Genomic DNA, 14691 nt, shown 5'->3' on the forward strand with positions numbered 1-14691 from the left:
TAAATCTCATATTAATTTGAATCAATTGATGGATTTACATTCTGCTTTGAAATGTTACCTATTTCTTCTATAGGGCTTCTTCTTTTATCTTTCAATTGTTTAAAATGGGATGGCGATAATCCCGTAACCTTTTTAAATTGAGTGGAAAGATGTGCAACACTACTGTAATTCATTAAATAGGATATTTCAGTTAAATTGAGTTCATCATACAAGATCAACTCCTTCACTCTTTCGATTTTATGTGCAATGATATAATGTTCAATTGTAGTACCTGTAACTTCAGAAAATAGGTTTGCTAAATAAGTGTAATCATGTTTTAATTTATCACTGAGATAATCAGAAAAATTGGTTTTAGGACGTTCTTCTGTATAATGCACCATTTCAACAATGACGTTTTTTATCTTTTCAATCAAAATGGCTCTTTTATCGTCCATTAATTCAAGTTCGACTTCTTTTAACAACAGACTCAAATCTTTGAGTGCTTCTGCATTCAGGTCTTCCATAATTTCAACAACACCCAATTCAACTACAATAAAATGCAAGCCAAGCTTTTTTAACACCTCTTTCACTGCCATTTTGCAACGAACACTGACCATATATTTAATGTATAGCTTCAAATATTTATTTTTTATATTGTTGTAATCAACAAAGTTTAAAAATGACAGACACAAATGCCTTATTAAATTCAATTAAAATCTTATATAATTCACACATATAAAATTTATTAATATATAAATCGAAACCGAGATCTATTGGTAACTGTTTTCTAGTATACATCATACGTATTCAATGAAACCCACTTAGCTGCACATCAAAGCGTTAACTCTGCTCAAGTTACTTCAATTTCATCTATGATATTGTAAATATGTGGAACAAAACACAAAAGCCCATCCCTTAAAGGAACAGGCTCTGCGTTCTTCTGAAAAACTATTTCAAGTTTCTTAGCAATCTTTTAATTAGAATATAAAAGACACGCCTACATAAGCTGAGTATGTTTTCAAATTTGTCCTATCAAGAATTAAGTATGAATTTGAAGTATTATTATTATTATCTTTACTTATATCTATTAAGCCATAAACACCGCGAAATCCAAAACCTATGCGAGCGGTATTAGCTTCATTCATTCCAACATCCAAACCTGCTCCATATGCAAATCCCAAATCACCTTTTTTTACTGAAAGTACTGCTTGTGCATTAGTAGTACCATCTCCTCCTGTAGTTTTAATACTGCTCCCAACACTTATACCTATCTGTGGGCCAACAACAAAATTTCCATTAAGTTTTTTTGATTTACCAGTATTAAGAGATAGCAATAATGGGATATTAATATATCTAAGTTTTAAATTTTGCTCTACATCTTGCTCTTTATATTTTTGTGAAATCGAAGAATAAATGACCTCGCCCTGAGCCCCAACAAACTCTGTAAAATTAAATCCCAATATTCCTCCAAAACCAAATCCTATAGTATATTGACCTTGAATTGTTCCACCAGATGAAGTTTTTACCTTAAGAGAAGAAAATGTTGGCATTAATCTCACGCCAAATTCAACACTCTGTGCTTCTGTCTTTATTCCTGTAAATAATAACAATGCACAAACAGATAAGTGCATAATTAGCTTTTGATTTAAATTTTTCATTTTATAGATTTTAATAAGATTAATTAAACAGTAAATTTATAATGGGTGTTCAAAATGCGCTACTTCAAGGCCAACAGAATTCAACGATGATTCTTAATAAACAGTCAGGCATTCATATGTTATGATTTAAAACAATGCATCTAGTATCAGATTGTTCGAATAAAATAAACTCATCTAAATTTTAAAAATAAATTTACACCATTCAACATGTTCCAAAATTTTATGCTCTGGATATCACTTTATATTATGATATTGTTATTCAATGTAACCCTACCCTTACTAGTAAGACCTCTTCCAAGCAAAGTGGCACTTTCTAATAAATCTATAGGTCCATTCGTAATAACAGTACCTCTAAAAACAGAATTTTCTCCCAAGATTACTTCTCCATTCATCAGCCAATAAACATTCCACAATGAAGCGCCATGAATCATTTTTATGTTTGAAAAGGCCTCTGAAGTAAATCCTCCTTGAATTTTAAAAATAAAAATGGCGTTGGTATCACCACGACCATCTAAAATTAGATCTCCAGTCAATATAGCATCAGAATGAATACAATAGATATTCGGTGTAAGATTTTGATGACTGCCCAAAGTTGACACCAAATCTACATCACAAACCAAATTGTCAATAAATTTAAATGCAAAATCAATATCATCAACTGTTTGTTTTGAATTAGGGTCTTCGATTTGCAATCGACCAATAACAACACCAGTTGAGAAATCTTTGACTAAACCTTTAGCGGTACCAATGTCACCAGTTATAAATGAATTGCCCACATTAATTATTCCACCTTCAGAAGTAAATAATGCAAAACCAGATGCTGATCTCAAATTTGGTGCTTGCCCATAATTAAAATTACAGATGACGAAGAAAATTAAAATGTTTAGGTTGAGTATTTTATTGATTTTCATGTTGGATTATTAATAGAGTGAAATTTTTATTCCATTACAAAGATCTTACAATGTATAAATAACATGTTACAGATGCTTTGTTAAATATTATATGATTCACACATTAAAATCAATTGTTAAGAAATTCAAATTGCTAATCATTTTGGTTTTAAAATTAATAAATCAAAAAAAATGCCCCCATTGCAGAGGGCTGTTTAACTAACCACAATTAAACCTATCTAATCAATATTAATTTTTTATTGACGTATTGATTGCCATTTATTGCTTTGTAATAATATACACCGGGTTGATATTGATTCCCATCAACTTCTACTTGATATAACTTATCTTGTTCAATATTACGATCAAATAAAGTAGCAACTTTGCTACCATTTACATCATATAAATCAATACTTACATGTGAATCACCGTTGTATATTCGAAATTCTATTACAGATTTAAAATAAAATGGATTTGGAAATGCATGAATCATCATACTGCTTCCTTCATAGGTTAAATCAGCTTGTTCAATATTTTGAATCGATTGGTCATTATGTTCGGATTCGGCTGAAGTATTAGGATCATTTCCAGAACCATTACTTGTGAAATCCGAAGAACCATTATACGTAACCATTACCATGCATGAACTCGTACATCCATTTGCCGCAGTTACCGTAACTGTATACATACCACCCATGTTTACTGTAATACATCTTGTCGTAGCATTGGCAAAATTCCATTTATAAGCCATCATACCGACTGGAGCACATAACGTTGTTGTTTTTCCTGGCCAAGGATGGAGATTTCCTGTAATAAAGCAAACTGGAGATGGAATTACCGCTAATGTTTTACTGCATACACTTGCACAATTATTATCAATAACTTTAACTGTATAAGATTTGCCGGAATAAACACTTAAACAACGAGTTCTAACTTCTTGGTTTGTATTTTCATTCCATATATAGCTATATCCTGTTCCTATAGGAGCACAAAATAATGTTGAACTCCCGGAGCAAATTGGGGATATACCAGAAATTGTGCAGATAGGGTAAGTTGTAATAATAACATTTTTACTACAAGTACTACTGCATCCCCTTCTTGTTACAGTAACTGAATAAACTCCTGCACTTGATACGGTGATACAATTTGCTGTAGAGCCATTGCTCCAAATATAAGTATTTCCGGATGCAACGGGTGCACATAATTGTGTTGTCTGTCCAGTACAAATTGAACCGTTGCCAACAATGGTACAATCTGGTTTTATATTTACTAGAAGTGATTTATTACAAACACTGGTACACCCTGAAAGGTCTGTAACTGTAACTGAATATAATCCTGAAGTATTTACATTGATACAATTTGAAGTGGACCCCGTATTCCAAAGATAAGTATTTGTAGAGTTTCCAATGAGTACACAAAAAGTTGTGGACTGATCCTGACATATGGAATCAAGACCACTAATGATACAATAAGGTGCAGGATTAACTACAAGTGATTTACTGCAACTACTTGTGCATCCTAATGCATCGGTAACGGTAACTATATAATTTCCAGAAGTATTTATAGTTATACATCGTGTTGTTGATCCGTTGTTCCATATGTAACTATATCCAGCACCAACGGGAGCACAAAATAGGCTTGAGCCTCCTGCACAAATTGGGGATACTCCTGTTATAGTGCAAATCGGATTTGGACTTACTACAACGGTTTTAGTACAAGTACTACTGCATCCTCTTCTTGTAACAGTAACAGTATAAACTCCAGCACTTGAAACGGTGATGCAATTAGATGTAGAGCCTGTATTCCATAAATAAGAATTGCCTGTAACCAGTGGGGCACATAATTGTGTAGGTTGACCAGAACATATAGAACCATTTCCAGTAATCGTACAATCAGGAAGCGGATTTACTATTAATGATTTATTACATATACTGATACATCCAGATGGATCTGTAACTGTAACGGAATAGGTACCACCAGTATTTACATTGATACAAGTTGAAGTGGACCCTGTACTCCAAATGAAGGTATTCGGAGGTCCGCTATTAAGCACACAAAAACTTGTTGTTTGTCCTTGACAAATAGAATCGAGGCCAACAATGTTGCAAATTAAAGCTGGGTTAATCGTAAGTAACTTACTGCAACTACTGGTACATCCTACTGCATCAGTTACAGTAACATTATAAGTTCCAGCAACACTAACAGAAATACATCTACCCGTTGATCCATTATCCCATATATAACTATAGCCAGTTCCCACAGGTGCACAAAACAAAGTTGAGCTTCCAAAACAAATCGGAGAAGTTCCAGTAATCAGACAAATCGGATTAGGGTTTACGATCACCGTGACACTCCAAGTACTACTACATCCTCTTCTTGTTACGGTTACTGAATAAACTCCAGCACTAGACACGGTAATACAGTTTGTTGTAGCACCATTACTCCACATGTAAGAATTCCCATTAGCAACCGGCGCACATAATTGTGTTGATTGACCAGCACATATGGTAGTATTTCCAGTAATGGTGCAACTTGGTAAGGCATTGACGATTATAGATTTACTACACACACTAGTACATCCCATGTCATCTGTAACTGTTACTGAATATGTTCCTGCAGTAGTTACATTTATACAATTTGAAGTTGACCCTGTATTCCAAATATAGGTACTTGAAGGTCCAGCATTAAGTACACAAAAAGTAGTTGTTTGACCCTGACATATGGAATCAAGTCCTGTTATAATGCAATCTGGAAGTGGATTAATATTTAGTGTCTTACTACAACTGCTTGTACATCCTAAAGCATCTGTAACGGTAACTGTATAAGTTCCACTCATACTTACAGTAATACATCGAGTTGTGGATCCGTTATCCCAAAGATAACCGTAACCTGTACCCACTGGAGCACAAAACAAGGTTGAACTTCCAACACATATAGGATCCATTCCAGTGATAGTGCAAACAGGTAATTGTAACACGGTAACTATAATATGATTGGATTGTATACTTCCACATGCATTTGTAGTAGTAACAAAATAATCGTCGCTTGTGGTAACAGTAATGGATGGACTGGAAGATCCATTACTCCATATACCTCCACAATTTCCAGATAAAGTCACACTTCCTCCATCACAAAAAGTTGTAGGACCACCGGCTGTAATTACAGAAGCTGTTGGCAATAAATCTAATGTTGCAATATTATTATGCATATCAATGGCACCTGCTCTCGACAAACCCCTTCCATAAAGTGAAGATCCTTCTAATAAACTTATGGCACCATTAGCCAATATATTTCCTCTAAAAACAGAACCTTCTCCTAGCGAAACGGCACCGTTTATTTGCCAATAAATATTGCAAGCAGACGCAGCATTAATTAGAATTACATTTGATAATGTTGTAGAAGAAAATGCACCGTCGATTTTAAAAATGAATATTGCATTGGGATCACATTCAGCATCTAAGATCAAATCTCCATTTAACGTCGAAGCAGCGCCCAAACAATAAATATCTGGCGTAAGAATTTGACCGCTTCCCAAAGTAGTGCCAATAACTAGTCCACAAGTTAGTCCTTCTAAATACATATAAGCAACATCAACGTCAGCTGCAGCTTGCGCAGTTACAGCATCAGCGACATGGATCTGCCCGATCACTATTCCAGGAGGAAAGCCAGTAAAAGCACCTACATTTGTTCCAATATCACCTGTGGCTACTGAAGCACCATCATTTGAAAAAGCGCCAGCAGCAGTAAATAAGACAAAGCTTGAAGTGGCACCAAGATTAGGAGCCTGTGAAAAAATAATTTTAGGAAGTAAAATTGAAAATGCAAAAAATAATGCGGTTTGAATAACAAATTTCATGATTAGAAGATTTAAATTAAATAATTTTTCAGAACTTAAAGGTCATCAACTAATTGTTCGATTGCATTATACTATTGGAGTATAATGTTATATAATTCACACATTTGATAAATATTCAGAATTAAAGCATATGTAAAATCAATTTGTTTTGTACTTAAATTTTAGCCATCAAAAGTTAAATCTTATATATAATTAATGAAATTATTTTAGATAAATAGTCTTAAGATGATGCTTCAATTTTACATTGCTATTCACGTATGAGTTCATTAAGAAATTATTATTTTCTACATGTAATCCAAATTTGAATTACTATGCACGTCTATCTCATTAATATCAATTTGTTATTTATAATCTGATCACCGTTTGTAATTTTATAATAATAAACACCATTTGCAAAATTTTCAGCATTGACATCAACATAATAAAACATTTGTTGCTCAACGTTCTGATCAAATAATGTTACCAACTTGTGACCTGTTAATTGATACAGTTCAATTACTACATGAGCGTTATTTGAAAAAATTTGAAATTGAATGGTTGTTTTAGTATGAAATGGATTCGGATATGCTGAAACCTGAATATCATTATTTCTTATTACTGCACTTCTATCTAAAATGTTAGGTCCTGGAAATACATCCGAATTATTATACTCGTTAATTTCTGTATCTCCAACCAAGTTTTCATTTTCTTCATCAGAATTTGAGATATGATCATTTGAAGTATTTCCACCTGTTGTCATATCTTTATCGCCAGGGTAAACAACCATCGCCATACAAGAACTAGTGCACCCGTTGGTACTTGTAACTGTAACCGTAAACATGCCAGAATATCCAATAGAAACACACCTAGAAGTCTCACCATGAGACCATTTATAAGATTGCATTCCAGCTACTGCGCATAACACTGTACTTTTTCCACGTTCAGGATGCATGTTACCGGAAATAGAACAAATCGGATTCGGATTGACGGTTAAAGTAGCACTACAAGTACTGGTACATCCTTCATTAAACACATTTAGAAAATAAGTTCCAGGATTACTAACCGTAATACATCTTGTTGTTCTTGTTGCATTGGATGGATCAGTCCAAACATAGGTATTACCACTGACATCGGGTGCGCAAAAAGTTGTTGTGCTTCCTTTACATATAATGTCACTTCCAGTAATCACACATAATGGATTATCTTTTACTAATAGTGTTTTGCTGCATACACTAGAACAACCATTGCGAGATACAGTTACTGTATAGGTACCAGTTTCTCTGACTTCAATACAATTTGTTGTAGCACCGGTATTCCATAAATAAGTATTACCAACTTCAAATGGAGCACACCATTGCAGTGTTTCTCCATGACACATACCGTCTTCTCCAATAATTGTACATTCGGGCAATAGAATTAAATCAACCACTTTACTACACACACTGGTGCAACCATTAGCACTTGTTACAGTTAACGTATATGTTCCTCCTTCAGAAACATTTATACAATTAGTTGTCTCTCCAGTATTCCATAAATATCTTGCATTGGCAACACCTTGAAGTGCACATAACATAGTAGTTTGTCCATCACAAATAAAATTGCTTCCACTAATAAGACAATTCGGTCCTGCAGTAAACACAACTTTCTCGCTACAAACACTAGTACAACCTACAACATCGGTTACCGTAACATAATATGCTCCTGTAACATTTACAGAAATACATTCTGTTGCTTCACCTGTACTCCAAAAATATTGTGTCATACCAGGTGTAGCACATAAGCTTACGGTTTGTCCAAAACATTGTGCGCTATTGCCAGTAATTGTGCATATTGGTGCTGGATTCGCGTCCACTATTGAGCTGCATACACTACTACAACCATTCATATTAGTTACTGTTAAAGAATACGTCCCACCAGAAGTAATCAAAATACATTCTGTTGTTTCACCTGTACTCCATAAATAACTTGTCATACCTGTAATTCCACACAATTGAGACGATTGACCTAAACAAATAGAACCACCTCCAGTGATTGTACAAATCGGTGATGGATTAACAATCACTTCTATACTACATGTACTACTACAACCTGATAGTTCTGTCACTGTAACTGTATAAATTCCAGAAATTCCGACTGTTATACAATTGGTTGTATTCCCATTACTCCACAAATAACTTGCAGCTCCAGGCGTTGTGCACAATACTGCAATCTGGCCTTCACAAATAATATTATTTCCAGTGATGGTACAATTAGGTAGTTGACTCACGGTTACCAAAATACTGCATATATTACTACATCCAATTTCATCTGTAACAGTAATAGAATATAAACCTGTAACACTTACATTGATGCATTGCGTTGTTTCTCCAGTACTCCATAAATAACTGCTTAATCCAGCCGGGGCACATAGTTGTGTCGTTTGACCTTGACATATTGAATCTATTCCTGTAATGGTACAATTAGGTAATGGACTAACGATTACTGAAATACTACACACACTGCTACATCCTATTTGATCCGATACGGTTACTGTATAAACTCCAGTTTCAGTGACTACAATACAACTGCTTACTTCACCTGTATTCCATATATAATTTGTTGCACCAGCTGCTGCACATAATTGCGTCGATTGTCCTTGACAAATTACTGTATTCCCAGTTATTGTACAAATGGGTGCAGGATTCACCACAACTATAATATGATTTGAAGTTACACTTCCACAAGCATTCGTACTTGTTACGAAATAATTACCTCCTTGTGTTACTGTTAACGTAGCACCAGTTGAACCGTCATTCCACACACCACCACAATTTCCTGATAGCACTACACTGTCACCTTCACAAAAAACAATAGGTCCGTCAGCAACAATTATTTGTGCAGCTGGAAGCATATTAAAATCAACTGTATTATTATGCAAATCAATTGCACCTTCACGGGAAAGAGCTCTTCCATAAAGAGAAGCACCATCCAATAAACTAATTGCACCATTCGCTAAAATATTACCTCTAAAAATAGAACTTGCACCTAATTCAACAGCACCATTAATTTGCCAGTATACATTACACAATGATGCAGAATTTCTTAAAATCACTCTAGATAAAACTGTTGAGGAAAACGCACCATCAATTTTAATGATAAACAAACCATTGGGATCACAATCTGCATCTAAAATCAAATCTCCATCTAATGTCGAGGCTGCACCTGTACAATAAACATTAGGTGTGAGAATTTGCCCTCCACCTAAAGTAGTACCAATGACCAATCCACAAGTGACTGCACTTAGAAAACCATAAGCCACATCCACATCAATAGCTGCTTGAGCTGATATAGCATCGGCTACATGAATTTGTCCAAATACAACTCCCGGTGGAAAACCTGTGAATGCGCCAACATCTGTGCCAATATCTCCAGTTACAACAGTAGCACCATCATTAGAAAAGGCTCCAACTGCCGTAAAAACTGCGAAGTTAGCACAAGAACCCAAATCAGGTGCTTGACTGTATGAAAGGTTATATTGAAATAAAATAAATAAAGTCACTAAAATATTTGCGGTAAAATTTTTCATTAGATTAGATTGTGTGATAAATAATTTTATCAAGACAAAGTTCTAAACTAATGCCCATCAACAAGTTATGCAATCACAGATTAAACTTCCAACATTCACACTAATTAAAATGAATTGGAAATAAACCTAGAATTGAAATCTTAAGAAAAGTAATAGACCATAATGTCCGAAAACATTAATGAAAATAATTTGGTCACAAAGAATTAATGTATCTAATAGAATAGTATTTAAACAAATATGCATTTATTGTTATGTGAATCAGTTACACATTCCAAGATTTAAAAACAGAAAAAGAAATACAACTACAAATGATAATTTCAAAATAAAACATGAGAAATAGCAGGTTTACAATTATCGAGAACTAAATATTCTTTCTAAAATAAAAATCAAATCATCCCTCATTTTTCTACTTAACGATCCAACCACATTTTAAATTCACTAACACGATCACGACTAACGATAGCAGAATCATCTGATAATTGAATGGCATTAACTTTTAATCTACTATTAAAATATGAAGTTACCTTCTGGATAGCATTTATATTAATGATAACTTTGCGGTTGATTCTGAAAAATACGGTCGGATCCAACATCTCATCAATTTGATCTAAAGTAAAATCAACTGGATATCGTTTTACATCTTTGGACATCAGTAAAACAATTCCATCCTCTGCTATAAAATGAAGAATATCTTCTGCTTTAATTGATACAATTTGATCACCCATTTTAACCATAAAACGGGTCTTATATTGTTTATTAAAACCATGATATAAGTGACTAAGTTGTTCTAAAAGAGATTTTTGATTAACTAAATTCCATTTTTTAAATTTTTCAACGGCAACTTGTAATTCACTTAACCCAATGGGTTTCAATAAATAATCTATACTATTCACCTTAAAAGCTTGAATAGCATATTCATCAAAAGCGGTTGTAAAAATAACAGGAGTTTCTATGCTGATTTTTGAGAATATTTCAAAACTCAAACCATCTGCCAAATGTATATCCACAAACAATAAATCTGCTTTCAATCCACGCTCAAATTCTGTGATACTTTTCTTTACAGAATCAAAAATGCCAATGATTGCAATTTCAGGATCAATCCGCTTAAGCAAAAGTTCAAGATGTTCAGCAGATAGCATCTCGTCTTCTATAATAATGACTTTCATTTTTGATCTAATAATGGAATTCTTACAATAAACTCATTTGGTGTTTCAATGACTTCAACATTCCTTTCTGTGAAATACTTATATCGCTCCCTAATATTCTGTATCCCAGTTTTTGAACTGATCTCATTCATCGTTCTGAGCTGTAAATTATTACTAACCTGAAGCATATCTAGATGTATGTTTATACTAACAGTTAAGGGAAGCTCAGTAGATACCTCATTATGTTTAATGGTATTTTCTATTAGCATCTGCAGTGACATAGGAGGTAAATACCAACTCAAGTAGTGTTCAGGTATGTTTACATCAAATCGAATATTTTTATCAAACCTAATTTTAAGTAGAAAATTATAGGATTCAATAAAATTAAGTTCAGTCTTCAAGGTAACCAATTCATTATTCCGATTATCCAATAAATATCGGTACACTTTAGAAAGTTGATTGATGAAATCAACCGCTTTATCCTGATCTTTATAAACTAATGAAGAAAGCACACTCATATTATTAAATAAAAAGTGTGGATTCAATTGATTTTTCAAGTTTTGAAGTTGCGCTTGTAAACTTTCACTTTTATATTTTTCAATTTCAACCAGAGATGATTTCCATTGCTTAAAAAATTGTGTACTAATTTCTACAGTTAAAAGTATGATTGAAATTAATACTCCGATTACCAAAGAAGTAATCATAAATGATTCTTTGGTATCTTCGGGTAATGGACATACATATTTATTGAATGCAAGCATGGAAAGGTAAATCACGAAAGCACTAAAAAATATACTTGCAGGCAAATGAAACGCAACTCTTTTAATCGGTTTCAGAACCCAAGGAAATCTAATATTCATCCAATGATCCAATCGCAAATTCCCTTCCCACACTACAATGGTTATTAAAATAGAAATAATAAAATCAAATAATTGATTATGATAAGTCTGACCCCCAATTTTAATAATATCAAGAAGCAGGGAAATAAATATTCCCACAATAATCATGTACAAAAATCTGATTTTATTATCTTTCATGGCACAAATTTAAGTATATTGTCCATGGTTCATCCAACTATTTTTCATACTTTGACTAAAATTGTATTTTATAAACAAAGTTTGGAAAAAAACCAATTTGATAAGCTGTATTAATGGTATTGGTAACTGGATTGTATCGTTGAGCAAATACATTTTTATTATTGGTTACATTTTGAATATCAAATGAAAAAGATTGTGATAATTTAAATCTTTTACTATTCATAGTAATCCCCATTTTGATATCAAATCTAAAAAAATCTGGATTTCGTTCAGAATAGGCTTTTGAATCACCCTGTAATACTTGTTCATGTATTTTTTGAGATGCCTCAAGATCAACAGGTGTAAAATAACGACCACCAGCCTGAGTCAACTTAATACCTATATTAATGACATGTCTTTTGTCTCTTCCTATGTTGAAATCCTTTCCACCTAAAACATTATACACATAGGTTCCGTTGAATGCGGTATTCCGCTCTATCTCGTCACTGCCCTTGTATTTTGATTCATATACTGTTCCAGTTAATAATGCATAATATCCATGACTAAAAAATTTCTCAATCGTTAACTCAGCTCCATAATTCGTTCCGCTTCCTTCATTCACCAAATGGTCCTGATCATTTGGAATAAAACTGGCTCCGGTATTTAACATTGAAAAACTACTTGGCGCTATCGTTACAGGAACATTTGATAACTCTTGATAATACAATTCCGTTTTGATTCTCCAATCCTTTAATGGAAGGACATCATATCCTAATACAAAATGTTGACTTCTTGTAAATTCTAAATCCATATTGGATTGATTAAAACTTCCATCAGATAATCTCGTTCTATAAAAATAAACATCTGTCGGTTGCATTTGGCTATGACCACCATAACCAAAACTCAAAGTTTGTTTTTCTGTCATTTGATATTTTAAACCTACTCTTGGCTCAATAGTAAAAGACCCATTCAATGCTAAATATTGTCCATGAACTCCAATATTTAAAGTAAATTTTTCATTAAATCTATACTTACCTTGAGCATAAGCCTGATGGAGATAGGTTCTATCTTTGAAATCCCAATAATGATTCCATAAGGTATCAGAGATTTTCTCTCTTGCATCTAAATCAAGTTGGATCAGTTCAGATATGAATCCTACTTTCACAAACATTTTTGAATTGATTTTTGAATTGAACGATGAATTTATAGAATAGTGAATTTGACTCGTTTTATTTTCAATATCTCGTTCTACAGATTTAGGTTCTAGCACCACATGATCTTCCAGAAATTCAGATCCATTATAAGTCGCACCAATAACACTATTGAAATAAGATCTTTCATTCAATTTAATAAAATGTTTAACACCCACTAATCCTATGTCGCTCGTAAAATAACTATCCTTGGATGGATTTGCAAATAAATCGGCTTCATCAATTTTATTATGCAAGAAATCAATTTTACTTTTTCCGCCCAAACCAAACAAAGTGAATTTTCCAAATTTGGTTAACCCACCATTAATTTTGAATGAAAGGTCTTGATAAAATGGTGTCGCAGCTGTTCCAATAGGAATTCCAATCGCTTGTGCCACGCCTGTAAATGAATATCGATAAGCGAATAAATAAGAAGAACCTTTCTCTTTATTTATAGGTCCTTCTGTCATAGCTTCTAATCCCGTCAATGCGCCTAATTGTAAGGTATGTTCTCTCTTCTCAGAATTACCAGCTCTAAGTCCCAAATCAAAAACACCCGCATTCGCATTACCATATTCCGATGGAAAAGCAGAGGTAAAAAAATCTGAATTCTTAATCACATTCGTATTGATTGCACTTACTGGACCTCCTGTTGTACCAATTGTTGAAAAGTGATTAGGATTCGGAATATTCAATCCTTCTATCCGCCACAGCACACCGGTTGGAGAGTTACCACGAATGACAATATCATTTCGCGAATCATCCGGTGAACTCACACCTGCAAAATTTGCTGCCAAACGCGAAGGATCTGAACGCCCTCCAGCATATCGATTCACATCCTCAATAGAAAAGGATCGACCACTTACTGACACAAGTTCATTATTCGTTTCATTTTTTTTGCTCGCCGACACGATAACTTCATCTAAGGAATTGACATTCTCTTCTATTCCAATTTCTAGTACAACTTCCTTACCTAAAGTAATTTCTATATTAGACAACACCACTTCATTATACCCAAGATAACTCACTTTTAGGTCAAATCTTCCTACCATCATTCCATCAATTCTGAAATGTCCATTGATATCACTTACAGCACCTTTTTGTGGACTTTGGTTCATTACGATTACATTAGCACCCGTAATTATTGATTGCGATTGTTTATCTATTATGGTCCCTCTAATCGTTTGAGTTGGACTTTGGGCAAATACGCTATTAGATGATATTGTAAATAGCAACAAGATTAAATTTAAATAATAATTTTTCATTTCATTTTTTTTGTTGGCACAAAAGTATTTGAGCTCATAGAAATGAATATCATCAAACCGGATGAGTTGTCAATATTTGGGGTTGAATGGTGAATTGGGAGGATGTTTGGTTTGGTTTGGTTTGGTTTGGTTTGGTTTGGTAACTTGG

The 14691-nt window shown here is 33.6% G+C and carries 8 protein-coding genes; all 8 read right to left on the reverse strand.

Going from position 1 to position 14691, the window contains the following annotated elements; translation table 11 throughout:
• Window positions 1-11: 11 nt before the first annotated feature.
• Window positions 12-617 (reverse strand): helix-turn-helix transcriptional regulator, encoded by a 606-nt coding sequence (locus tag IPK88_19860; protein ID MBK8245695.1) that lies wholly within the window; start codon window positions 615-617, stop codon window positions 12-14.
• 339 nt (window positions 618-956) lie between these two features.
• Window positions 957-1637: a PorT family protein gene (locus IPK88_19865; protein MBK8245696.1), complete on the reverse strand. Its 681-nt coding sequence runs from the start codon at window positions 1635-1637 to the stop codon at window positions 957-959.
• 239 nt (window positions 1638-1876) lie between these two features.
• Entirely contained in the window at window positions 1877-2548 is a 672-nt protein-coding gene (locus tag IPK88_19870) for a DUF3494 domain-containing protein (protein MBK8245697.1), read from the reverse strand.
• Window positions 2549-2762: 214 nt separating this feature from the next.
• Window positions 2763-6383 carry a DUF3494 domain-containing protein gene (locus tag IPK88_19875; GenBank protein ID MBK8245698.1) on the reverse strand — a complete coding sequence of 1207 codons (3621 nt, stop codon included), beginning with the start codon at window positions 6381-6383 and terminating at the stop codon, window positions 2763-2765.
• A gap of 319 nt (window positions 6384-6702) precedes the next feature.
• On the reverse strand, window positions 6703-9927 hold the full coding sequence (locus IPK88_19880; protein MBK8245699.1) for a DUF3494 domain-containing protein: 3225 nt from the start codon (window positions 9925-9927) through the stop codon (window positions 6703-6705).
• A 410-nt stretch (window positions 9928-10337) separates the two neighbouring features.
• Window positions 10338-11093 carry a response regulator transcription factor gene (locus IPK88_19885; GenBank protein MBK8245700.1) on the reverse strand — a complete coding sequence of 252 codons (756 nt, stop codon included), beginning with the start codon at window positions 11091-11093 and terminating at the stop codon, window positions 10338-10340.
• A complete protein-coding gene (locus IPK88_19890; GenBank protein MBK8245701.1) occupies window positions 11090-12109 on the reverse strand; it encodes a histidine kinase in 1020 nt (339 codons plus the stop codon). The genes IPK88_19885 and IPK88_19890 overlap by 4 nt, the downstream gene beginning before the upstream one ends.
• 55 nt (window positions 12110-12164) lie before the next feature.
• Window positions 12165-14543 (reverse strand): TonB-dependent receptor, encoded by a 2379-nt coding sequence (locus IPK88_19895; protein ID MBK8245702.1) that lies wholly within the window; start codon window positions 14541-14543, stop codon window positions 12165-12167.
• Window positions 14544-14691: the final 148 nt, after the last annotated feature.

Origin of the sequence: Candidatus Defluviibacterium haderslevense (assembly GCA_016712225.1) — a bacterium.
In the GTDB taxonomy this organism is placed as follows: Bacteria; Bacteroidota; Bacteroidia; order Chitinophagales; family Saprospiraceae; genus Vicinibacter; species Vicinibacter haderslevensis.